Below are 24,322 nucleotides of genomic sequence, written 5' to 3'. Positions count from 1 at the left end.
TAAGCTCCCTTTTTATATATATTAATCAATAACTATAAATAAAGATTTATCAACATCAGCCCAATTATATACAAACTGAGCATGAGAAGCGGAAGACCTAACACACATATGTGAGATAGGAAGAGATCCTAAAGAGTTACTGTATTCAATGATACTTGTTCTTGGAAGGTCTACAGGAAATCCGTGGAAATAGCCACCACCAGAGAATCTTGTAGCATAAGGGGAATAGCCACCAGGTTCAGATTCATTTCCAAATTTCATATAATCCATTCTTTTTAATTTGTTTTGAGTTACAAAAAATCCCAATGGAGTAGCATAACTATAGGGTAACTTATCTTTTCCAGTAGTGATAGGATTTTTACTTCTTATTTTCCAAATACCTCCCACTCTTTCAAGAGTAACGACATTTTGAAAACTTCGATTTATGATAATTATTTTATCAAATCTTTTAGTTGAAAGAGTTTCTATATATCTATTTGGAATATACCAGGTACCGTCAATGTCTTTCAGTTGAACTTTAGAAAAGGTTCCATTTCGTGATAAAATTTTTACTAAACTGCCATCCCAAGCATATCTTTCAGGCTGATTTAAATTATTTTCAGAATATAGGGGAATTCCTTGATTTCTTCGAACACCATATATATCAGATTCTGGAGGAGATTTCATTTTTATAGCTGCTCCAGGTTTTCCATTTGCATTTTTATAATTTTTTAAAGATCCTAAGTTATATTGATCATGAGTAAAATTATCTATATTATCTAGTATATTAGATATTTTTGTCCAGTCATAACTTCTGTGTTGAGTATAATTATCACCTATTTTAATTATGTAGGTATCAGGTAAAGTATATTTATCATATAAAAGTTCTTTTTCAATGATAGCCGATTTAGAAAATGAAAATAATGTAAGTAGAAAAAAAATTATGGATATTTTAAAATTAGAAATTTTTATCATAGCACTTCACTCTCCTTCTATATTTAAAAGTATTCTACAAGATAATCTTCTACTCTCCTTTTATAAATTTGAATTAAAGAATGAAAATAGTGTGCTACTATTATATGTATAATTTATATATTTTTATTTTTTAATAATATCGATTAATTTTTCGAAAATATTATCAATATCATTAATATCAATAATATCTAAATCCTCTCCATTTTCAACAAAATCTAAATCACTCACTAAAAATTTTAAATTATTTTTATTAGACTGACTAATATTAGATACTTCTTTTCGAATAACCTCTATCTTAGGATAAGTACTATTTTTGAAGCCTTCTAGAATTATAAAGTCATAATTTTTAAAGAAGCCCAAGTAGAAATTCAAATCTTTTTCAATAGAATTTTCTAAAAACATATATTTACTTTTTGAAAAAATAAGTGTTCCTAAAGCACCAGATTTTATATGTTTATCAGTATCGGAATCAAGATTATCCATTTGAAAATCATGACCATCATGTTTTATGGTTCCAACTTTAAAACCATTTTCTGTAAATTTTTTTAAAAGTTTTGTAATCAAAGTTGTTTTTCCAGAATTTTTAACCCCAGAAATTGCAAAAAAATTGGTTTTTTTATTTTTAATTAAGGAGTTATAATCTTCTAAAGTGTTAATATTTTTTAAGATATTTTTATCATCAAAAATAGTATATTTTAAATCAATAAATTTAATATCAAGTTTATCCATTAGATTTAAAACTTTAAAATCGTTGCTATCAATAGCGTCTTTAATTATAGGAAGAGATTTTTTTGTATAAATTCCAAGTAACGGATGGATAAATCCTTCCTTGTCTCTAACTATAAAGGCATCATGATAAGGTGAAACAAAACTAGATATATATTCAATAAAATCTTTAGTTAAATTTGGAACATCACATGGTACAGTGAAAATATAATCTAAGTCACTTTCTAAAATCCCTTTATATAAACCAGATATAGGACCAATCTCTTTATAATCATCATCAACTCTAATAAAATCATCTACAGAAATATCCTGTTCACTATTTAAAGAGAGATAGATTTTGCTAAAATTAGAAAAAAGGAGTTTTAATCGTTCTAAAAAAGTTTCGCTATTATATTTTAACAAAGCTTTATCACAATAGTTCATTCGACTACCTTTTCCACCTGCTAAAATTAAAACGTTGATATCTTTAATTTTAATCAATTAAAATCACCCTAACCTTGTCTCCTTCGTTTAAACATGGTGTCCCTGGTAAAATTTCAACGATAGCATTTTTTCCAATAAGAGATGATATAGTTCCTGAAGAATGTTTTTGATCGTTTAAATGGATATATCCATCTTTGAAGTATCCTCTAATAAAACGCCTTTTAGAAGATTTTTTATTAAAACCACCTTTAACTATTCCTTCTACAATAGATGTATTTTTTATACTATTAGAGCTAAGTTTAGATAAAATTGGTCTTCCTAAAAGCTCAAAATTAACTAAAGATGCAAATGGGTTTCCAGAAAGAGAGAGTATTAATTTTTTATCCTTTTCAGATGCTAAAACAGGAGTTCCAGGCTGGATATTAATTTTCCAAAAGAGTCTATTTGCATTAAGTTCTTTTATTACATCGTGCATAATATCTTTTTTTCCAACAGATACCCCACCTGTAGTTATTAAGAAATCTATATTTTTAAGTTCTTTAGATATGAAGGATGAAACTAATGTTGAGTCATCACTCATTGGAGGATATATAACTCCCTCGATTCCTAAATACTTTAATTTACTAATAAGAGTAAAAAGGTTGCTATTAAAAATCTTTCCTTTTTCTAAAGTTTCTCCAGGCATAGTTAGTTCACTTCCTAAACTCAAAACTCCAACTTTAGGTTTTTTTAAAACTTTGACAGTATTAATTCCTAGAGAAGCAAATACTCCAACGTGGTTATATGTAATAATCTCACCTTTTTTCACTACAAGATCATTGAGTTTTAAATCTTCTCCCAAGAAGCAAAAATTTTCAAATGCTTTTAGTTCTTTAGTTAAGTGTAAAGTTTTAGTTTCCTCATTAAAAATTACGTCCTCTTGTTTAATAACACAATTGCACCCATCAGGAATAGGTGCTCCAGTCATTATTCTAAAAGCTTCTTTAGAAGAGATTTTTTTAGTGCAAAAATCTCCTGCAAAAATTTCAGATATAACATTTAAAGCTACTGGACTATCCTTAGTTGCCCCAATACTATCCTCACTATTAAAAGTAAAACCATCTAAGGGAGAACGATTAAATGGCGGATTGTTCATAGGAGATAAAACATCCTCAGCTAAGACAAAACCTAAACTATCTAAAATATATTTTTCTTCAATAGAGTTTAAGGGTTGTATTTTTTTTAATAGAGTTTCAAGGGCACACTCTAAGCTAATTTGCACCATATTACTAACACCTCACATAAATTTAATTAAATAATTTCTTTTTAATAATATAACATAAAATATGGAAAAAAAGTATTTAAAAGTTGTGATATAATAGAATAAAAAACTGGGGGGAATAAAGATGGAGATAGATATATATAAGTTGGGGGAAAGATATAACTTAACAGAATCGGAAGAGTTGGCCTTAAGTTATATAGTAAACAATATAGACAAAGCTTTAGAAATTGGTGTTAGAGGGGTAGCAAGAGAATGCTTTGCATCCACTTCAGTAGTTATGAATCTATCTAAAAAATTAGGATACAAGGGATTTATAGATATGGTTTATAGATTGGAATTAACTTTGAAGTCAAGTTTAGAAAAAAAGGGTGTTACAGAAAATTATTGTTTAGATTTTTCTTTACAAAAAGGAATGAAATTTAGAAATCTTTTAAAAAGAAAAAAAAATAAACCAATTTTTGTTCATGGAGTGGGATTTTCAAATCCAATTGCAAGATATATATCTGATAAATTGATGGTAATTGGTTATTTTTCTATGATGTCAGAATATATGGAGAATGTAGAAAGAGATTATGAAGAAAGACCTGTATTAATAGTAGTTTCAAAATCAGGAGAAACGGCAGCAATTTTAAATTTATGTCAAAAAGCAAAAGCAAAAGAGGTTTCTATAATAGCTTTAACAGGAGTGAAAAATAGTAGTATGGAAGAGTTAGCTGAATTAAGTTTTGTAGTAAAAAATAGTAATTTACTAGATGATAGAAATTTAGAAAAAAATGATTTTTTTGGAAATACTATATTGTTTTTTGAAGAGTTAGTAGAAGAGTATTTAAAAGTAAGAGAAAACCAAAACTGAGTGTATAACCATAAATAATGAACGAAACTATATGAATATACAAAAAGGGGATAAGAGAATTTTAAGGTTCTTATGCCCGCAATATTTTATTTAATTTTTCATAGTATTTTCAACAGCATCTAAATCTGATTTTATTTTTTTCAGGAAGTTTATTATGTCCCAAAATAAAGGGAATTTTTTTGTAGGAATGCTGGGGTTGATTTGAATCTCTGAAGTATTATCTTCTTGAAAAGTAGGTGGGGAAGTAGCTCCAAGAGCTGAAAAAATAAAGCCAAGAGAAAAACTTGTTAAAAAGATTCCTAAAATAGTTTCTAAAACACAAAGTAATCGTATATATGCATTTAAAGGAGAGATACTTCCAGAACCAACAGTTGTAAGACTTCCTAAGCTAATGTAAAGGTGATTAAGAAAGTTTTCTAAATTAAATGTAGATGGTTTATCAACACCTATAAAAAGGTTGTTTTGTGCCATTAGATTTAGAATATAATAAAAAGAGCCGAAAGCTAGTCCTAAAGTTATATATGTTAAAAAGGTTGTAAGAATATCTAATCCTTTAATCTGTCTTTTTTTGTTTATAAGCATAATAAATTGTTTAGATACTATAATGATAATTAAAGACATTGATACTAAAATAGAGATAATGTGTAAAAACTTAATAATAAAACTACCTAAAAATATGTTTAAAAAAATATAATCAATTCCACCTAAAATTGGAATCAATAAAATAAAATACAAAATTAAAAAAATGGAAAAAATTGCGTGATTACTCAAAAAAAATTTAAATTTTGGTCTAAAAAAGTATATAAAAGGATAGATAATAAAAAATATAGATATTATCATTATGAAACTACTAATAATAAATTCTCTAGATGAGTTTATTGTATTTGAAGTATAAAGTTCCCAAGCTGTAAATAAAATTGAAAGAATTAAAGAAAAAGTTCTTATTTGTTCTTTTTTTAAAGTGTTTATATTTCTGATATTCATAATATTTTTTATATTCTCTAATAGTTTCGAGAAAATTTTTTTATAATTTATCATAATTTTAAGTATCCTCCCAAAAATATTTTCTATTCAACACTTATTAAACTTACTAAAACATTTTTAATTTCCTTTAAAAATTACAGAAGAAATATTTGACAATTGGAAAAAAGAGTAATAAACTTGGAAAGTAGAGAAAGATTAATAAATTAATTTAAGGGGGAGAACAAATGTCAAAAGAAAAAAAAGATAACCTGATATTAAAATTAATTGTTGGAGTTATCGTAGGATTGGTTATTGGATTATTTTCTAGTGAATCAGTAATTGGAGTAATTCAAACTATTAAATTTATCTTAGGTCAAATTATTTCATTTACAGTTCCATTGATTATTTTAGGATTTATAGCACCTGCTATAACAAAGATGAAAGCTAATGCGAGTAAAATGTTGATGGTTATGTTGCTACTAGCTTATCTATCGTCATTGGGAGCGGCTATATTTTCAATGTTTTCGGGGTATATGATTATTCCAATGTTAAATATAACGACAGTAGTTGATGGATTAAAAACACTACCACCAATGATATTTAAATTAAATATACCACCAGTACTTTCTGTTATGTCAGCTTTAGTTTTAGCTTTGTTTTTAGGATTAGCAATAGTATGGACGGATTCTAAAAAATTAGAGGCGGCTTTAGATGAGTTTAATAATGTTATTTTATCAATAGTTTATAAGATTATAATTCCAATACTGCCATTTTTTATAGTAACAACTTTTGCAACACTTGCATATGAAGGTAGTATAACAAAACAATTACCAATATTCTTAAAAGTTGTTGTAATTGTTTTAGTGGGACATTTTATATGGTTGTCTATTTTATATACAATAGGTGGAGCTGTATCAAAGCAAAATCCATTAAATTTATTGAAGTTTTATGGACCAGCATATTTGACAGCTGTAGGAACAATGTCTTCAGCAGCAACTTTACCAGTAGCATTAGCGTGTGCTAAAAAATCAAAAAGTTTAGATGATGATATAGCTAACTTTGCAATTCCATTAGGGGCTACAGTTCATCTATGTGGATCAGTTTTAACAGAGGTTTTCTTTGTGATGACAGTTTCTCAAGTGTTATATGGAACACTTCCTTCTGTAGGAACAATGGTACTATTTGTAGTTTTACTTGGAATATTCGCAATTGGTGCTCCTGGTGTTCCTGGAGGAACAGTTATGGCGTCACTTGGAATAATATCATCAGTCTTAGGTTTTGATGATACAGGAATAGCTCTTATGCTAACAATATTTGCATTACAAGATAGTTTTGGAACGGCTTGTAATGTTGTTGGAGATGGGGCATTAGCACTTATATTAAATGGGATTTTTAAAAAGGATAAAAAACTGCAAAAATAAAAAAGAAAAAAACTCTCTAGGCTTGTAAAAAGAGAGTTTTTTTTATATAATATTCTAATCATTATTTTGCGGAGGAGATATGTATAAAAGTTATATCTATGAGGATGTAGAAAGTAGACTTGAGGAGTTTCAAGAGTTAGATAAAAGTTTTATTTTAGATGAAGAGGGACTATACTATACTATAGAAAATAAAAATGGAATAGTAGCATATACCTTATTAGAAAAGAATCTAAACAACTATGAATTGAAAAGAATTTTTGTTAAAAAAGATGAGCGTTTTAAATCATATGGAACAAAGTTATTACTTTTTATTATTAATAAAAAGATAAAAAAAGGAAATTTAATTGTAGATAAAAATAATTCAATTTCAGATTTTTTAGTAAAAATAGGATTTAAAAAGAAAGAGAATGGCGAGTTTATTATAGAAGATGTAGAAAATAAAGACTTTAGAAAAAAAGAAGGTCAAAAAACAGTAATTTCCTCAATCTTTTGGAATATAATTTTAGCTGTTACAAAAATTGGGTTTGGATATACGGGTAAATCAAGAGCTTTATTAGCAGATGGATTTAATTCACTTTCAGATGTTGTAACTTCAAGTGGTATTTTATTAGGAATTCATTTTAGTAATATACCAGAGGATGAATCGCACCCTTTTGGTCATGAAAAAATTGAAAGTGTAATTGGAGTAATCATGGGAATTTTTATGATACTGACAGCTTTTGAATTAGGAAAAGGTGGAGTAGAGATTCTTTTTTCAGGAGGGAAAAGAGAGGTTCCTCAGATACTGACGGTTTATTTTGCATTATTTTCATCAGTTGTAAAATATTTTATGTATAAACAGAAAATAAGAGTAGGAGTAGAAACAGAAAATAGAGCTTTAATAGCAGATGCTAAAGATAGTAGAAATGATATATTTGCATCATTAGGTGTAGTTTTAGGAATCATATTATCTATCTATATAAATCCAATATTTGACTTGTTGATAAGTATATTAGTAGCTGTATTGATATTTAAAGAGGGTGTTAGTGTAATATTAGAAACAACAGATACTATTTTAGATAAACAAGACATGGAATTTATCAAAGAGATAAAGAAATATATATATGAAAATACAGATATAAAAAATGCTCATGATATTATGATGAGAAAATCAGGGGATAAAATATTTTTAGAGTTACATATAAGGGTACCAAAAGATATGAGTGTTTATAATGCTCATAAAATATCAGATGACTTAGAAAATTCTATAAAAGAGGATTTCCCATTAGTCAAAAGTGTTATTATTCATTTAGATTGCTTATTGAATTAAAAAAAGTCTGCTTAATTGCAGACTTTTTTTATGCATCATCATATTTTTCAAAATCATTATGTTTTAACATTGTTTGCACCTTTTTTATATAGGCACCCTTTAACTCTGAGTAACTAGTTAGACCATGTGCAATTTTTTCTGGTGGTTCACCAGCGTGAACCTTAGTTCTAAGTGATTTGTAAGCATTAACTCTAGAAAGAGTTAGAACAAAATCTTTAACAGAGTCTTTAATAGAGTCATACTCTTTATAAGTACGATTTGTATGTTTATAAGCGTTCATACCAAAAAGATTATTCTTCTCTTTAAAAACTTTGGATGTTCCCCAACCACTTTCAATAGCTGCTTGCGAAAGAATAAGTGATGTAGGGTATTTTATCATTCTTTTTTTTAGCTCAGACCAATTATATGCTGAAACTTTATAAGATTTAAAAATTCTATCTAATTCTTTTTTTTCCTCAAAAGTATGAGAGTTTTTTTTGGATAGTACCTCTATTATAGATATATCTCTGTCAATTTCTTTGTTTACAATTTCAATACTAGGCAGGAGCATTGAAATAAAAACTTCTTTTCTACTACGTATGCTTAATTTTTTCAAATCTAATCCATCTAAAGAGTAAACATGATTGCCAGTAGGTTTATTCTCTAAATCTTTTAATGTTTTTACTTCGATAGTTTTATATTTAATTTCGTGCGGGATATGAAAATCCCTATCAATAGAGAATGAAAAAGATGAATAAAGGAAGAAAATGAGCATACTAATAATTAATTTTTTTAACATAACTTCTCCTTTATCGATATAATATTTTTAATATACATTAAATTATACATTATGATATATTAAAAATCAATAAAAAATTTACACGAAGCTAAAGGTATAGTATAATAAAAAGATATAAAATATTAAATCACGGTAGGAGAGGGCAATAAATGTTAGAGCAAAAAAAATCATTATTTTCAATAACAATTCCAATATTTTTAGAGTTGTTGCTAGTTACTGTAGTTGGAAATATTGATACTATAATGTTAGGAAGATTCAGTGATAAAGCTGTTGGAGCAGTGGGAGGGATGAGCCAAGTTTTGCTTATTCAAAATACAATCCTAAGTTTTATATGTTTAGGAACAACAATTCTTATGTCACAATATGTAGGTGCAAAAAATCATAAATCTACAAAAGAAGTGATAGCAGCCTCTTTAGTAATGAATGTAGTTATTGGTGCAGTTTTAGGATTGATATATTTAGTTGCGTGGGAATGGATTTTAGTAAAGATAAAATTACCATTAAGTCTTAGAGAGATTGGTATGAACTATTTTAAATTAGTAGGTGGACTTTGTATATTTCAAGCAATATCTCTTACAAATGGAGCTATTTTAAAAAGCTATGGAAATACAAAACCTATGTTATTTGTTAATGTGGGTGTCAACTTATTGAATATTTTAGGTAATGGAATGTTTATTTTTGGATGGTTAGGAGCACCTATTTTAGGTGTAACAGGTGTTGGATTATCTACGGTTTTTTCAAGATTCATAGGAGCAATAATTTCGCTACTTGTAATGACAAATTATTGTAAATTTAAAATTGTAGAGGATTTTAAAAAGTTCACTTATGAAAAAGTTAGACAAATTTTATCTATTGGAATTCCTACAGCAGGAGAACATTTAACTTGGAGTTTAACACAGGTTATAATTCTTGCTATGGTAAATACAATGGGGACAGTTGAGATAACAGCAAGAACGTATTTAGCACTTATATCTTCCTTTATTATGATTTTTTCAATTGCGTTAGGACATGGAACTGCTATACAGGTAGGACAACTTGTAGGAGCTGGAGATAAAGATAGGGCATATGATCAATGTATGAAAAGTTTAACATTATCTTTTATAGCAGCGGCATTAGTTTCAATTATAGTTTATTTTTTAAGATTCCAAATAATGGAGTTATTTACTAAAGATATGGAAGTAGTAAAAGCAACTGCAAAAGTATTTCCTTGGTTGATATTTATTGAAACTGGAAGGACATTCAATATTGTAGTTATAAATGCTCTTCATGCAGCAGGAGATATAAAATTTCCAATGGCAATGGGATGTATTGTTATGCTGGGAGTAGCAGCACCGTTATCATGGTTATTAGGAATAAGAATGGAGTGGGCTCTAGTTGGAGTATGGATAGCTAACGGAACAGATGAATGGATAAGAGGTTTTGCAATGTTATGGCGTTGGAGAACTAAAAAGTGGATGGTTAAAGGTTTTGTGTAGAAATAAAAAAACGGATTTTTAAATCCGTTTTTTTTTTATTTTTATTTAAATTAATAGCTTAAAATTCCAAATTTAACAAGTATCATAGCTATAGAGTAGATAACAGGGAATGTAATAACAGTTCTCAAAATAAAGAATTTAGCGACATCTAATATAGAAAATCCCATTTTTGAATTAACAAGAATCATACCAGTTTCACTTAGGAATATCAATTGTGCAAAAGAAAGAGTTCCAACTATAAATCTAGCCACTTCACTTGTTGTATTTTCAATAAACAGAGCAGGTAGATACATATCAGAGAAACCAACAATCATAGCAGGAGCCATTTGTGATGCCACTTCATGTGTAAATCCTAATCCTCTTAAAATAGGCATTAGAGGCATAGATAGAATATTGAAGAAACTAGTATTTTCTGCAATAACTAAACCAATAGATCCAACACACATAATAACAGGGATAAAAGTTACATAGATAATTAAAACTTTAAAAAGTGAATCTACAACAATCTCTTTTTCAGAAGCTTTTCCAGCTGTGGTAGTTGCTAAATGAAGAGCCTCAGCAAAACTTCTAGCTCCACTGTCATCAACTTTATAACCCTCGTAATATTCATTTTTAAATTTCTTTAAAGGTAATCTAGCGATTATAAATCCAGCAATTATAGTTGAAAAAGCAATAGTTCCATAAAATATCCAAAATATTTTAGAGAATTTTAATAAATCAGCAACAACGGCAGCAAAAGATATTCCTACTATTGAAAATGATGTTGCAATAATTGCAGCTTCTCTTTGAGTATAATACCCTTTTTGATATTGTTGATCTGTAACTACAATTCCAATAGTTCCATCTCCAAGAAATGATGCAAGAGCATCTATAGCAGCATAACCAGGAACTTTAAATATTTTTCTCATAATTGGAGCAATTAGAGTTCCAATAAATTCAACTAATCCAAAAGATGTAAGAAGTGGCATAAGCATAACTCCTATGAAAAAAGTTACCATAAGAGGGGGAATCATATCGCCAGCCATTAATCCACCAGTGTTTTCGTTACTTAAAAATTCAGGTGCAAATCCTAGTGAGATTAAAATGAACATAAAAGAACCGCCAATTCTCAAAATTCCACTTAATTTATCCGTAACGAATAAATCATTTAAGTATTGTTCTTTAAAATTCTTTTTGATAAATCCAAGAGTTGTTCCAGTAATAGTAATAACAGAACAAAACATTATTAAAAAATTAACCCAATTTGAAAAATTATTTAGAACAAAGTTTTTAAGGTGACCCATAATAATAGATGATTCACCACCAATTGTAATAGGAGCTAAGAATGCTAAAAGCCCTATGAAAGAATAAATACCAAATTTTAGTATTGCCATTATAAAAAACCTCCAGAAATTATAAAATTTCTGCCAAATAAAAAAACATACTTTAAATAAAAGTATGCCTGAATTGAGAACTTATGTTATTAAGCGTATTACTATGGCAGCTTCGTAATACTTAATTCACAGGAACATGTCGTCATCGCCATCGGCCTTAGGCTCAAAACATATAAGTGAACTAACCTCTGTTTAAATTGTTAGTTAAGTATACATTAAATAAAATAGAATGTAAAGAAAAAAATAAAATAAATAAAAAGGTTAAAATAGAATTTTAAGTAGTTATCTTTATAAATAGTGTGGGAGGCGAAGAGGTTATGTATTCGAAAGATGATATGATTTTATGGTCAATGATAGGTTCTATGGTTATAAATATTGGGAAAATAGATATTTTGGCTTTTTCACCTGAATACCTATTTAAAATTTTTAAAAAATCTAGTGAGCTAGGGATAAATATATTAAATGGAAACTATAATGAAGCGTTAGAAGTTATAAAGCTATTAAAAGATGGAGCAGAGAAAGAGAAAATTAGAATTTTTTTTAGTGATTTCAAGATATTAAAAAATTTAAGAAAACAAATAGAAGAGGAGAAAAAAATAATGGATAAAAATGATATAAAGTTTATTACATACTTTTGTTCAAATTATCCTAAAAGGCTAAGAGGATGTAAAATACCACCCTTTGTGTTGTATTATAAGGGAAAGGAAATAGATGAAAGTAATTTAAATAATTCTATTTGTATAGTGGGGACAAGAAAACCAGAAGATAAAAATATAGAGGAATTTACAGAAGAGGTTATAAAAAATATGAAGAGAGATTTGAAATATAATATAAGTGGGTTGGCTATTGGGTGCGACTTTATTGGACATAAAATTAGTTTAAAATATGATATAAAGAATATAGCTATATTAGGTCAAGGATTGGGGAGTGAAATTTATCCAAAAGAACATTTAAGTTTAGCAAATGAAATCTTAGGGAAAGGAGGAACGATTCTATCTGAAATACCTCCTAGTTTGAAAGTAAAAGGAATATATCTTCTTCAAAGAAATAGGATTCAAGCTTATTTAACAGAAGAGTTATTAATTTTAGAAACGGGAAAAAAAGGTGGAACTATAACAACTTTAAAAGTAGCTTTTTCAGAGAAAAAGAGAGTTTATATTAGAAATATAAAAATAAATCAAACCATATTTAATATGAAAAATATATCTAAAGTTACATTTATAAGTTCTTATTCTGATATAAATTTAATTAAAATTTTAACTTCTAAACCAAATACTCTTTTTACTTTTGAGTTTTCTTGAGATATAATTTAAAGATAAATCAGAAGGAGGTATTTTGGATATGATTTTATTGGATGGAGCAATGGGAACAACAATTTCAAATATATATAAAATAGAGGACAAGTGTAGGGAAAAATTAAATTATACAAAACCTGAAATAATAAGCGAAATACATGAAAAATATATAGTGTCAGGAGCAGATTGCTTAAAGGCAAATACCTTTAATTGTTCTAAAGAAGCTTTAAGAAATTATGGAGAAAATGATGAAAAATCTTATGAATACGCACTATTAGGAGGGAGAATTTGTAAAAAAGTTGCTGAGAAATATAATAAAAAAAGTATTGGAACTTTTTGTTTACCAGATAAAGATCAAATAGATGGAATTTTGGATAGTGACATAGATATTGTTATGATTGAAACAATTTATAACTTAGATAAAGGATTGGAAAGTTTAAAATTACTGAAAGTAGAAATGGAAAATAAAAAGTTAGTAAAACCTGTGATGATTTCATTTGCAGTTGATAAAGATGGGAAACTTTATTCTGGAGAGAAACTTATAGATATATATGCAAAGTTTTTAAATGAATATACTATCTCTATAGGAATTAATTGCAGTGAATTAACAAAAGAGGTCATGGAGACATTAAAAAAATTAAAAAAAGAAACAAATTTAAAAGTATCATTTCACCCAAATTCTGATGGAGATATAGAAAAATTTATAAAAGATATCAATGAACTGTTAAAAATAGGTGTCGTTGACATTATTGGTGGATGTTGTGGAACAGATTTTAATCATATAAAAATGCTTAGAAGAACTTTAGAGGAGTTTCAGAATAAAAATGGTGTACCTGACGAGAGTTGAACTCATGACCTACTCCTTAGGAGGGAGTTGCTCTATCCAACTGAGCTACAGATACACTTTATGTTTTGAATTTAACATACAAAAAAATAAAAGTCAAGATAAAAAATAGTTATAAAAAGGGAGTTTTTTTACTTGGGAAAAAAACTTCCTTTTTAGTTTTTTCATATGCTTGACATTGGGCTCATTTATAATGTATAATCAACAATATGTTTCATATAATTACAATTGCGGAGGGATTTTATGAAAAGAGTTTCGGTTTTGTTAGGAGCATTAGCTCTTACTACAGTGGCATCAGCAGCATCAACAAAAATTGGAGTGACAGTTTATCGTTATGATGATAATTTTATGTCAACAGTTAGACAAAGTATTGAAGAGGTAGCAAAGAAGGATAAAAATGTTGAAGTTTTAATGAATGATTCACAAAATGACCAATCTAAACAAAATGACCAAGTAGATGTTTTAATTGCTAAAGGGGTAAATGCATTAGCAATTAACTTAGTTGACCCAGCAGCAGCTTCAACAATTATTGAAAAAGCTAAAGCTGAAGATATTCCAGTTGTATTTTATAATAAAGAACCATCAAAAGCAGATATGGAAAGCTATGATAAAGCTTACTATGTAGGAACAGATTCAAAAGAATCAGGAGTTATTCAAGGTGAAGTAATAGCTAAGCATTGGGCAGCAAATCCAGCTTGGGATTTAAATAAGGATGGGGTATTACAATATGTTCTTTTAAAAGGAGAACCTGGACATCCAGATGCTGAAGCTAGAACAACTTATGTAACAAAAACTTTAAATGAAAAAGGAATAAAAACACAAGAACTACATATGGATACTGGAATGTGGGATGCTGCTATGGCAAAAGATAAGATGGAAGCATGGTTATCAGGTCCAAATGGTGAAAAAATAGAAGTTGTAATTGCAAATAATGATGGAATGGCAATGGGAGCTGTTGAAGCATTAAAGGCTAATGGAAAAGCAAAAACTCCTGTATTTGGAGTAGACGCTTTAGCTGAAGTTTTAGTTATGGTTGAAAATGGAGATGCTGCAGGAACAGTACTTAATGATGGACTTAATCAAGGGCAAGCAACATATGAAATTGCAAAAAATTTAGCTGAAGGAAAGAAACCAACAGAAGGAACAAAATGGGAATTAAAAGATAAAATACTAAGAGTACCTTACGTAGGAGTAGACAAGGATAATTTAAAAGATTTTAAAAAGTAGTGTGTAGGGGAGGTATGAGCCTCCCTTTCTTTATAAAATATTTAGATTTTAAGGAGTGGGTATGGAAAAATTTTTACTAGAAATGACAGAAGTATCAAAGTCTTTTCCCGGAGTAAAAGCTCTAGATAAGGTAAATTTAAAAATAAGACCTCATACAGTTCATGCTTTAATGGGAGAAAACGGAGCAGGAAAATCAACTTTAATGAAATGTTTGTTTGGAATTTATTCAAGAGATGAGGGAAAAATTTTTTTAGATGGAAAAGAAATTGATTTTATTTCGGCCAAAGACGCTTTAGAAAATGGAGTATCAATGGTTCATCAAGAGTTAAATCAAGTTTTGCAAAGAACTGTAATGGATAATGTTTGGTTAGGGAGATATCCTTTAAAAGGAATATTTGTAGATCATAAAAAGATGTATGAAGATACAAAGAAAATATTTAAAGAGTTGGAAATTGATGTAGATCCAAAAGCGAAAGTTTCAACATTATCTGTATCACAGATGCAAATGGTTGAGATAGCAAAGGCCTTTTCATATAATTCTAAAATAATAGTAATGGATGAGCCTACATCCTCTCTAACAGAAAAGGAAGTTGGACATCTTTTTAAGATTATCAAAAAACTTACAGATAGAGGTTGTGGAGTTGTATATATCTCTCATAAAATGGAAGAGATAAAAGAAATTTGTGATGATATAACAATATTAAGAGATGGTCAGTGGGTTACTACAACTAGCTTAGAGGGGCTATCAACTGATGAGATAATAAGTATGATGGTTGGAAGGTCTTTAACTCAAAGATTTCCTGAGAAAACAAATGTTCCACAAGAAGTAGTGCTTCAAGTAGAAAATTTAACAGCAAAAAATCAACCATCTATAAAAGATGTGAATTTTGAATTGAAAAAAGGAGAAATCCTTGGAGTAGCAGGACTAGTTGGATCTAAAAGAACAGATATAGTTGAAACTATATTTGGAATTAGAGAAAGGGAAAGCGGAAAAGTAATAATAAATGGCAAAGAGATAGAGAATAAAACTAGTTTAGAAGCTATAAAAAATGGATTTGCACTTGTAACAGAAGAAAGAAGAGCTACAGGGATTTTTCCTCAGTTAAATATTGAATTTAACTCTTTAATATCTAATATGACTAATTACGAAGGAAAAAATAAAATTTTAAACTCTTCTAAAATGTATGGAGATACAAAATGGGTTATTGATTCAATGAGAGTAAAAACACCAACTCAAAAAACACCGATAGGTAATTTATCTGGTGGAAATCAACAGAAGGTAATAATAGGAAGATGGCTTTTAACTAGTCCAGATATACTTATGTTAGATGAACCAACAAGGGGTATAGATGTAGGAGCTAAATATGAAATTTATCAGTTAATGCTAGACTTGGCAAATAAGGGAAAAGGAATAATTATGATCTCTTCTGAAATGCCAGAACTCCTAGGTGTTACAGATAGAATATTAGTTATGAGTAATGGAAGAGTAGCTGGAATTGTGAATACTCGTGAAACAAGTCAAGAAGAGATTTTAAAATTAGCATCATTATATTTATAAGTTACGGGAGGACAAAATGGAATTTTTTAAAGGTAAAGATACAAAAAAACTTCTATTGGATGGAGGATTATATTTAGTATTGTTGATACTTATAGCAGGAATAATTATAAAAGAACCATCTTTTCTAAGTTTTAGAAATATGAGAAATATATTAACTCAATCATCAGTTAGAACAATATTAGCTTTAGGGGTAGCAGGAATAATAGTTACTCAGGGAACAGACTTATCTGTAGGAAGACAAGTGGGATTATCAGCGGTAATTTCGGCGACACTATTACAGGCAATAACTAATGTAAATAAAGTATTTCCTAATTTAGATACATTACCAATTCCAGCTGTTATAGTTATAATAGGAATTATTGGAGCATTTGTTGGATTTTTAAATGGATTTGTTGTAGCATACTTAAGTGTAACTCCATTTGTTGCAACATTAGGTTCAATGATTATAATCTATGGTGCAAACTCATTATATTATGACTATGTTGGAGCTTCACCAATAGCAGGATTTTCAAAGAGTTTTACTAATTTTGCTCAAGGCTACTTCACAATAGCAGGATTTAGATTTAATTATCTGATTATTTATGCAGCACTAGCAGTATTGTTTATATGGATTTTATGGAATAAGACAACTTTTGGAAAAAATTTGTTTGCAGTAGGAGGAAATCCTGAAGCAGCTAAGGTATCTGGTGTAAATGTAAAAAAGACATTGGTATTAGTTTATACATTGTCTGGAATATTCTATGCTTTTGGTGGAATGTTAGAGGCTGGAAGAGTAGGAAGTGCTACAAACAACCTTGGAAATATGTATGAGATGGATGCTATAGCAGCTTGTGTTGTAGGAGGAGTTTCGTTTTCAGGAGGAGTAGGAACAGTTCCAGGAGTATTAATAGGGGTTATAATTTTTACTGTAATAAACTATGGATTAACTTTTATAGGAGTAAATCCGTATTGGCAATATATAATAAAAGGATTAATAATAGTTATGGCAGTTGCATTAGATACATTAAAATATGTAAAGAAAAAATAGATATAATAAAAAATTCTAGAGGAGTATTCCTCTAGAATTTTTTTAATCTATATATTTGATGGCTTCTTTTAACTCTAAACTTTTTTTAATATTGATGACTCTTTGATTTTTACTACCACGCCATTTGAGATTTAAATCTTTTTCTTCTATTCTAAACTTTCCATCGACTAAAATATCACATAACTCTATAAGAGATAATAGCTTTGGGTTTTCAATAATAGCTTCCCAGGTAAAACCTGACCAAATCCAGATATCCTTTTCTGGAAAAAGACTTTTAAATTTCTTTATAAAAGATACAAGAGGATCTATATTGCTGATATAAGTAGGGTCTCCTCCTAATAAAGATAACCCTTTTATACTTTTGTTATATTTTTTAAAATAGTTTAAAATATCATTTTCAATTTCTTCAGTAAATAGAGAACCATAATTTGGATCCCAAGTATCAGAATTAAAACAATCTTTACAATAGTGTGAACAACCACTGACAAAAAGACTAACTCTGATCCCTTCCCCGTTAATCATGTCTGTATATTTAATACCAGAATAATTCATAATCAATCTCCCATCATTTTACATATGTTTAACTCTATTTATAACCTCTTTTTGTTTTCCTTTGTTGAAAGGTCTAGAATCAGGTTGGGCTAAATATCCACATACTCTTCTTATAACGTTCATTTTAGTTGAATCATGATTTCCACATTGTGGACATTCAAAGCCTCTTTCTGTTGCCAAAAATTCTCCGTTGAAGTTACAAATATGACATTTATCAACTGGTTGATTAATTCCCATATAGTGAATTCCAATTGATTGAGCATATTTTAAAACTTGATATACGGCTTCAAGGTTTTTCTTTAGAGAATCAGTTTCAATATAACTAATATGTCCACCAGCTGCTAAAGTATGCCCAGGAGCCTCTAATCTCAATTTCTCAAAAGGATTTATTTTAATTTTGGAAGAAACATGGAAAGAGTTATCATAATACTCTTTATCAGTAATTCCCTCAATTGGACCAAACTCTTTTAAATCTATTTGAGCAAATCTATCACAAAGAGATTCAGAAGGTGTAGAATAAAGAGCAAATCCTAATTTTGTTTCATCTTTAAATTCTTTAACCTTTTTAGAAATATACTCTAAAATTTTAAATGTTTTATCATATGATTCCTCATCTAAGGCAAAGTTTTTACCATATATAAGTTCAGAAACTTCGCTAAGACCAATATAACCAATAGATACAGTAGCATATCCACCCCAGATTAAATCTTTGATAGTTTCTTTGGCTTGCTTCTCAGAAAGAGCACCAGCCATCCAAAGAATCGGAGCAATTTCTGCAGGAGTATTTTCTAAGTATTTAGCTCTAAATATATTATTTTCTTTACAAAGATTTAAAACCTCATCTAACTCTTTATAGAAAGCAGCTTCATTACCTCTATTTTTTATAGCAATTTTAGGTAAATTAATTGTAGTAGCTCCAATGTTGAATCTACCTGAGTATTTTTCATTTCCATTTTCATCCCACCAAGGAGATAAGAACGCTCTACATCCCATAGGATAAACAACAGTACCATTTTTAACTTGTTCTGGTGTAACAAACAGAATATCAGGATAAACAGATTTTGTCATACACTCAAAAGCAAGTTGAGATATATCCCAATTTGGATCTTTAGGATCAAAGTTTAGTCCATCACAAACAGCATAAACAATTTTAGGGAATATAGCAGTTTCTTTTTTAGCTCCAAATCCTTCCATTCTAGTTTTGAATACAAATCTTTGAACTAATTTACCTTCCCAAGATGTTTCAGTTCCTATTCCTATAGTAGTAAAAGGCGTTTGACCATTTACTGTAGATAAACTATTAATTTCATATTCTAAACCTTGCATAGACTGTTTTACAGACTCCTCTGTCATGTCTACAGTATAGTCAAAGGCACTTGGATATTTTTCTTTTAAAGATTCGTTAGAGTAATTGATATCAGTTGTAGATATAATTGAATCAATCTCATCTTGAGATAATCTCTCTATATATTTTAATCCTTTAGCAAAATGTTTTTTAAAGGTTTTAACAATATATGGAACTAATGCTCTGTCAAGGTAAGGGATAGAACATCCTCCATAAGTATTTGAAGAAACAGAAGCAATAATTTGTACGATATGTCCAACTGCAACTTCAACAGAGTTAGGTTCTAACATTTTAGCATTACCAATATTGCATCCACTTTTTAACATTTGCTCGATATTAACTAACTCACAGTTTGTTTCTCTAAAAAGAAGGTAATCTAAATCATGTATATGTATTCTTCCACTTTCATGAGCTTCTTTTAGATGTTTTGGTAGAATTCTATTTAAATAATAATCTTTCGATGAAATACCAGCTAACAAATCTCTTTGTACAGAGATTGTTTTTCCATCTTTATTGGCATTTTCATTTAACATATCTTCGTTAGATGCATCGATTAATTCGCCAATTTTTTTATATATAACTTGCTCTTTTTTTCTTAGTTCATTTTTAACAGTACGATATTCTTGATAAGAAAGTGCAATATCTTTTTCAGAAGACCCCATAAGTTTTTTTACAACAATATCTTGGATCTCCTCAACATGCATCTTAGGAGTATCAAGATTTTCTATTTGAGACGCTATTTTCTCAATAAGATCGGTATTAACTAATTTTTCTTTTTGATTAAAAGCCATAGTAATAGCTCTGATAATTCTACTTTTATCAAAGCTTACAATTGATCCATCTCTTTTAATAACTTCTTTCAAAGAAATCACCCCATTTTTATTTTTTCTTTAATTATTATACACATTTTTATATAATTCTACAAATGTGTAAAAAAGTAAAAATGGTAAAAAAAATGGTTAAAAAAAAATATTTGACAGAAAAATATAGAGTTACTAAAGCAAAATGAAGTTAAAAAAATAATCAAACTAAAAAAAATAGAGCAAAAAAAATTCATAGAAAAAAATAAAAAAACACAATATATATTGTTTGGTTTAAAAAAATAACACAAGATATTGTGTTATTTTTATTTTTGAACTTTTTAAATAATAAAAAAATAAAAAAATATTAAAAAAATGTGCTATAGTATTTTTGAAATACTAATATAAAAGGAGGGGTTTTATGTTTGATAAAGATATCTATATTTCAAGAAGAAAAAAAATAAAGGAATTGGTGGGAGATGGATTAATTTTAATTATAGGAAATTCAGAATCACCTATGTCTTATGCAGATAATACGTATAATTTTATACAAGATTCAACATTTCTATATTACTTTGGATTAAATTCACCAGATTTAATTGGAGTTATAGATATAGAAAATGATAAAGAATATATATTTGGAAAAGAGTTTACAATAGATGATATAATTTGGATGGGACAACAAAAAACTTTTAAAGAAAGAGCTGCAGAAGTAGGAATTGAAAAGTTTGTAGAATTAGAAAAATTGGAAGAGATATTAGAAAAGGCTAAGTCAAAGAAACAAATTATTCATTTTACTAATCAGTACCGTATTGAAAATAGTTTGAAAATATCTAAATTATTAGATTTTGATTTGGATGATGTAAATAAAAAGTTTTCAAAAAAATTAGTGGCTGGAATAATAGAGATGAGAAATTCGAAAAAAGATTATGAGATTACAGAGTTAGAAAAAGCTACAAATGTTACAAGAGAAATGCATCTAACAGCTATGAAAAATGTAAAGTCGGGAATGAAAGGTTATGAATTGGTAGCGTTGTTAGAAGCAGTAGCAAAAAAATATAACGCTACAACATCTTTCCATACTATTTGCACAACGAATGGCCAAATTTTACATAATCATTTTCATGGAAATACTTTTGAAGATGGAGATGTAGTTCTGTTGGATTGTGGTGCTAGATTAGAAAATGGTTATTGTGGCGATATGACGACAGTTTTTCCAGTTTCAGGAAAATTTGATTCTAGACAAAAGGATATATACTCATTGTTAATTGAGATGTTTGATAGAGCAGAAGAGTGTGCAAAGCCTGGAGTAACAAATAAGTTTGTTCATTTAGAGGTTTGTAAAGTTTTAGCTCAAGGAATGGTTAAAAGAGGTATTATGAAGGGGAATATAGATGAAATAGTTAATGCTGGAGCACATGCACTATTTTTCCCACATGGATTAGGGCATATGATAGGTTTAGATGTACATGATATGGAGAATTTTGGTGAAAATAATGTTGGTTATGATGAGATTACAAAAAGAGAAACTCAATTTGGACTAAAATCTTTAAGAATGGGAAAAGAACTAAAGCCAGGGTATGTATTGACAATTGAACCAGGTATTTATTTTATTCCTGAATTAATAGATAGATGGAAAAAAGAGGGGAAATTTGAAGAGTATATTAATTATAAAGAGGTAAAAAAATATCTAGACTTTGGTGGAATGAGATATGAGGGAGATTTTTTAATAACGGAAAATGGAAATAGAAGGTTAGGGGATAAAATGCCTAAATACTTTAATGAGATAGAAGAAATTTTAAACAGTAATAGATAATAGTTTTATAAAAGAACAAGTTTGTTTGGAAAAAGAAAAGATAAAAAGAAATAAAAACTATTTAAAAACATAGTTGACATTTTAGTACGGATATAGTATTATTAATTGAAACCGATGATCAAATAAATTTAATACCCCCCAAAAATTTATTTAAATCTTTTTATTTTAACACTCCCCCGTGTTATAAAAAACTCCTTTTACCCCAAAAGGAGTTTTTTTTATTGTAAAATATAAAAAAAATACCCTCTGAAATTTCAGAGGATATTTTTTTACATTTCAAATATATTATTTATTTTTAAAATATTGTTTTCAAAAACTTCAAATTCTATGTAAGTATAAATATCTTCAATGGTATCTTGAGATTTACTTTCAAAAGCAATAACACCTTCATTTAGGCAATCTTGGATTTCTCTCTCACTTAAATCATTATATATACTATAATAGTTGTTTTCAATCATAAAATTATTTAATTCTTCAAAAGTTATTTTTTCTCCAATTAAAGAAAGTTCGTTTTTTAACATGTAATCCTCCTATAAATTAAAATATAATAGCATAATGAATACCAAAAGATTCATTATTTTTATTTGAACTATGTTGATTAACTTGAGAAAAATGGTTATTTATTTGATAAGTGTAACTTACAGATAGATTATTGTTTAAATAAAATCTAATTTGATTTTGCCACTGTAAAGAGTCGTGAGTTTGTATATTGTATTCAGAGCTATTTTTTGCACCAAAATCATAATCAAGCCATCCACTAAATCCAAATTTCATACCATTTTCAAATTTATAAATAGTTCCACCATAAGCAATATTAAATAGATACCCATCCCATTGATCTTCATTTCGACCATAATTCTTTTCCACATATCTAGCATATAAATTTGTTTTAAAATAATCAAATTTCAGATACTTCATTTCTGGAATTGATATATAGTTACCAACACCAACATAATATTTTCTAAGGCCATTTGCATATTTCGGTTTACCATGAATATTATCAAAATCAAATTGAGTTGCAATAAACCACTCTGATATAGGCCCTATAGATAGATTAGTTCCAGTTAAACCATCAATTGATATTCTTGGTGAAATTTCACCATAAATATAATTATTATCAACCCCATTTTTATCACTCAAGCTAGAATCTTTAAAGATATTGGATCTATCAACAAACCAATATAAATCTAAAAGATTATATCTAGTTGTCCCTTGTACCTCTAAAATAACATCTTTTTCTGAAGCTCCTTGACCACTAGGTAAAGCATTTCCTTTAATAAGGCTACCTTCTAAAACAGTAAAATTCCAAGGTTCATATTTAGCATAACTTACTGTTGAAAGTACAACTGAACCTAAAAGTAAAATTTTCTTTAATAACATAATCCCTCCGTGTTAATATTCCCGTATAAACCCTTCAATCTCCTTTAATAGAAGATCAATATTTTCTTTAGTGAGTACACAAACTCTAAAAAACTTTTCATTTAATTTATCAAAAGATTGAGCCTTTCTAATAATAATCCCTTTTTCAGATAGATAATTATAAAGAGTGTTGGCATCAAACCTAGAACTTAAAATTTCACAAAGAATAAAATTACTATTTGAATTGTAAACTTTAAACTCTTTAAAGTTTTTTAATCCATTAAATAGTAAATTGAAATTTTCATTGAAATTATTATGACACATATTGATAAAGTCATGATCTTTAAACATTGCTTCTCCCATTAAAGAAGCAAAAATATTTATATTCCAAAGATTAGGAGTAATATTTAAAGAGTCTAAAATATCTCCCTTTGAAACAATAGAATATCCAAGTCTAATTCCAGGAGTGGAAAAGAACTTAGATGTTCCTCTGATAACTATAAATTTATCATACTTATTAACTAAATTGATAGCGGAAGTTTTAGATGAATCTGTAAACTCTATATATGTTTCATCAATCATAATTGGTTTTTTAAAATTTAAATAAATTTTTTCAAGGTCTTCAACAGATATCAATGTTCCTGTAGGGTTATTTGGATTACAGATAATAATCATATCAAAGCAATTAGAAGAAATAAACGATATTAGGTGGTCTATATTGATTTGAAAGTTATTTTCTTTTTCATAAAAAAATTTAGTAATTTTTGACCCAATTTTAATTAGTTCATTTTCATATTCAGAATATGCAGGTGATAAAAGTAAAGTATGTTTTGGAGATATAATTTTAATTGTAGAAGATATAAGTTCTGTAGCTCCACTACCTAAAACAATATTTTCTGAATCACAATTACAGTAACTTGAAATACTGGCCTTTAATTCTGTATAATCAGGATCAGGATAGAT

The 24,322-nt window shown here is 28.2% G+C and carries 21 protein-coding genes and 1 tRNA gene; 10 read left to right on the top strand and 12 right to left on the bottom strand.

What is annotated here, in order from left to right:
* Positions 1-21 precede the first annotated feature (21 nt).
* The 3 genes from ACRC8M_RS05695 to ACRC8M_RS05685 form a co-directional block, all read right to left on the bottom strand.
* Positions 22-954: a L,D-transpeptidase gene (locus ACRC8M_RS05695; RefSeq protein WP_438528273.1), complete on the bottom strand. Its 933-nt coding sequence runs from the start codon at positions 952-954 to the stop codon at positions 22-24.
* 123 nt (positions 955-1,077) lie between these two features.
* On the bottom strand, positions 1,078-2,160 hold the full coding sequence (gene mobB, locus ACRC8M_RS05690) for a molybdopterin-guanine dinucleotide biosynthesis protein B (RefSeq protein WP_438528272.1): 1,083 nt from the start codon (positions 2,158-2,160) through the stop codon (positions 1,078-1,080).
* Positions 2,153-3,367 carry a molybdopterin molybdotransferase MoeA gene (locus ACRC8M_RS05685; RefSeq protein ID WP_438528271.1) on the bottom strand — a complete coding sequence of 405 codons (1,215 nt, stop codon included), beginning with the start codon at positions 3,365-3,367 and terminating at the stop codon, positions 2,153-2,155. The genes mobB and ACRC8M_RS05685 overlap by 8 nt, the downstream gene beginning before the upstream one ends.
* Positions 3,368-3,488: 121 nt before the next feature.
* Between ACRC8M_RS05685 and ACRC8M_RS05680 the strand changes: the two genes are divergently transcribed.
* On the top strand, positions 3,489-4,217 hold the full coding sequence (locus ACRC8M_RS05680) for a MurR/RpiR family transcriptional regulator (RefSeq protein WP_438528270.1): 729 nt from the start codon (positions 3,489-3,491) through the stop codon (positions 4,215-4,217).
* Between the two features lie 90 nt (positions 4,218-4,307).
* Here ACRC8M_RS05680 and ACRC8M_RS05675 read toward each other — a convergent pair whose 3' ends face one another.
* Complete coding sequence (locus ACRC8M_RS05675) at positions 4,308-5,255, bottom strand: ion channel (protein WP_438528269.1); 948 nt, start codon at positions 5,253-5,255, stop codon at positions 4,308-4,310.
* A gap of 170 nt (positions 5,256-5,425) precedes the next feature.
* On the opposite strand from ACRC8M_RS05675, the gene ACRC8M_RS05670 reads away from it, so the two are divergent.
* Positions 5,426-6,601 (top strand): dicarboxylate/amino acid:cation symporter, encoded by a 1,176-nt coding sequence (locus ACRC8M_RS05670; protein ID WP_438528268.1) that lies wholly within the window; start codon positions 5,426-5,428, stop codon positions 6,599-6,601.
* Between the two features lie 79 nt (positions 6,602-6,680).
* Positions 6,681-7,910, top strand: coding sequence for a GNAT family N-acetyltransferase (locus ACRC8M_RS05665; RefSeq protein WP_438528267.1), 1,230 nt, complete (start codon positions 6,681-6,683; stop codon positions 7,908-7,910).
* Between the two features lie 28 nt (positions 7,911-7,938).
* Here the strand turns inward: ACRC8M_RS05665 and ACRC8M_RS05660 are convergent, their stop codons facing one another.
* On the bottom strand, positions 7,939-8,688 hold the full coding sequence (locus tag ACRC8M_RS05660) for a glucosaminidase domain-containing protein (RefSeq protein ID WP_438528266.1): 750 nt from the start codon (positions 8,686-8,688) through the stop codon (positions 7,939-7,941).
* Positions 8,689-8,837: 149 nt separating this feature from the next.
* Between ACRC8M_RS05660 and ACRC8M_RS05655 the strand changes: the two genes are divergently transcribed.
* Entirely contained in the window at positions 8,838-10,163 is a 1,326-nt protein-coding gene (locus ACRC8M_RS05655; protein WP_438528265.1) for an MATE family efflux transporter, read from the top strand.
* A 50-nt stretch (positions 10,164-10,213) separates the two neighbouring features.
* On the opposite strand, the gene ACRC8M_RS05650 is transcribed toward ACRC8M_RS05655, so the two are convergent.
* Positions 10,214-11,536 (bottom strand): YjiH family protein, encoded by a 1,323-nt coding sequence (locus ACRC8M_RS05650; protein ID WP_438528264.1) that lies wholly within the window; start codon positions 11,534-11,536, stop codon positions 10,214-10,216.
* 317 nt (positions 11,537-11,853) lie between these two features.
* Here ACRC8M_RS05650 and ACRC8M_RS05645 point away from each other — a divergent pair, with 317 nt between their 5' ends.
* The gene (locus tag ACRC8M_RS05645; protein ID WP_438528263.1) at positions 11,854-12,837 is read left to right on the top strand and encodes a DNA-processing protein DprA; all 984 of its coding nucleotides are present in this window, start codon (positions 11,854-11,856) and stop codon (positions 12,835-12,837) included.
* A 40-nt stretch (positions 12,838-12,877) separates the two neighbouring features.
* Positions 12,878-13,678: a homocysteine S-methyltransferase family protein gene (locus ACRC8M_RS05640; RefSeq protein ID WP_438528262.1), complete on the top strand. Its 801-nt coding sequence runs from the start codon at positions 12,878-12,880 to the stop codon at positions 13,676-13,678.
* Here the strand turns inward: ACRC8M_RS05640 and ACRC8M_RS05635 are convergent.
* Positions 13,657-13,733, bottom strand: a tRNA-Arg gene (locus ACRC8M_RS05635). The genes ACRC8M_RS05640 and ACRC8M_RS05635 overlap by 22 nt on opposite strands.
* A 185-nt stretch (positions 13,734-13,918) precedes the next feature.
* Here ACRC8M_RS05635 and mglB point away from each other — a divergent pair.
* The 3 genes from mglB (at position 13,919) to mglC (ending at position 17,487) form a co-directional block, all read left to right on the top strand.
* Positions 13,919-14,902: a galactose/glucose ABC transporter substrate-binding protein MglB gene (gene mglB / locus ACRC8M_RS05630; RefSeq protein ID WP_438528261.1), complete on the top strand. Its 984-nt coding sequence runs from the start codon at positions 13,919-13,921 to the stop codon at positions 14,900-14,902.
* A gap of 61 nt (positions 14,903-14,963) precedes the next feature.
* Complete coding sequence (gene mglA / locus ACRC8M_RS05625; RefSeq protein ID WP_438528260.1) at positions 14,964-16,460, top strand: galactose/methyl galactoside ABC transporter ATP-binding protein MglA; 1,497 nt, start codon at positions 14,964-14,966, stop codon at positions 16,458-16,460.
* Between the two features lie 16 nt (positions 16,461-16,476).
* Complete coding sequence (gene mglC, locus ACRC8M_RS05620; RefSeq protein ID WP_438528259.1) at positions 16,477-17,487, top strand: galactose/methyl galactoside ABC transporter permease MglC; 1,011 nt, start codon at positions 16,477-16,479, stop codon at positions 17,485-17,487.
* A 42-nt stretch (positions 17,488-17,529) separates the two neighbouring features.
* On the opposite strand, the gene nrdG is transcribed toward mglC, so the two are convergent.
* Positions 17,530-18,039 (bottom strand): anaerobic ribonucleoside-triphosphate reductase activating protein, encoded by a 510-nt coding sequence (gene nrdG, locus ACRC8M_RS05615; protein WP_438528258.1) that lies wholly within the window; start codon positions 18,037-18,039, stop codon positions 17,530-17,532.
* 18 nt (positions 18,040-18,057) lie between these two features.
* Positions 18,058-20,247: an anaerobic ribonucleoside-triphosphate reductase gene (gene nrdD / locus ACRC8M_RS05610; protein ID WP_438528257.1), complete on the bottom strand. Its 2,190-nt coding sequence runs from the start codon at positions 20,245-20,247 to the stop codon at positions 18,058-18,060.
* A gap of 358 nt (positions 20,248-20,605) precedes the next feature.
* On the opposite strand from nrdD, the gene ACRC8M_RS05605 reads away from it, so the two are divergent.
* Positions 20,606-22,000 (top strand): aminopeptidase P family protein, encoded by a 1,395-nt coding sequence (locus ACRC8M_RS05605; RefSeq protein ID WP_438528256.1) that lies wholly within the window; start codon positions 20,606-20,608, stop codon positions 21,998-22,000.
* Positions 22,001-22,269: 269 nt separating this feature from the next.
* Here the strand turns inward: ACRC8M_RS05605 and ACRC8M_RS05600 are convergent, their stop codons facing one another.
* The 3 genes from ACRC8M_RS05600 to ACRC8M_RS05590 all read right to left on the bottom strand — a co-directional run.
* Positions 22,270-22,521, bottom strand: a complete 252-nt coding sequence (locus tag ACRC8M_RS05600) for a hypothetical protein (protein WP_438528255.1) — start codon at positions 22,519-22,521, stop codon at positions 22,270-22,272.
* A 16-nt stretch (positions 22,522-22,537) separates the two neighbouring features.
* Entirely contained in the window at positions 22,538-23,380 is an 843-nt protein-coding gene (locus tag ACRC8M_RS05595) for an outer membrane protein OmpK (RefSeq protein WP_438528254.1), read from the bottom strand.
* A gap of 12 nt (positions 23,381-23,392) precedes the next feature.
* Positions 23,393-24,322: pyridoxal phosphate-dependent aminotransferase (locus ACRC8M_RS05590; protein WP_438528253.1), on the bottom strand; the 930-nt coding region annotated here is incomplete at its 5' end.

Source organism: Cetobacterium sp. (assembly GCF_051653945.1).
Classification (GTDB): Bacteria; Fusobacteriota; Fusobacteriia; order Fusobacteriales; family Fusobacteriaceae; genus Cetobacterium_A.
The sequence above is the reverse complement of the archived record's forward strand: the minus strand, read 5'-3'. Positions and strand labels throughout refer to the sequence as shown.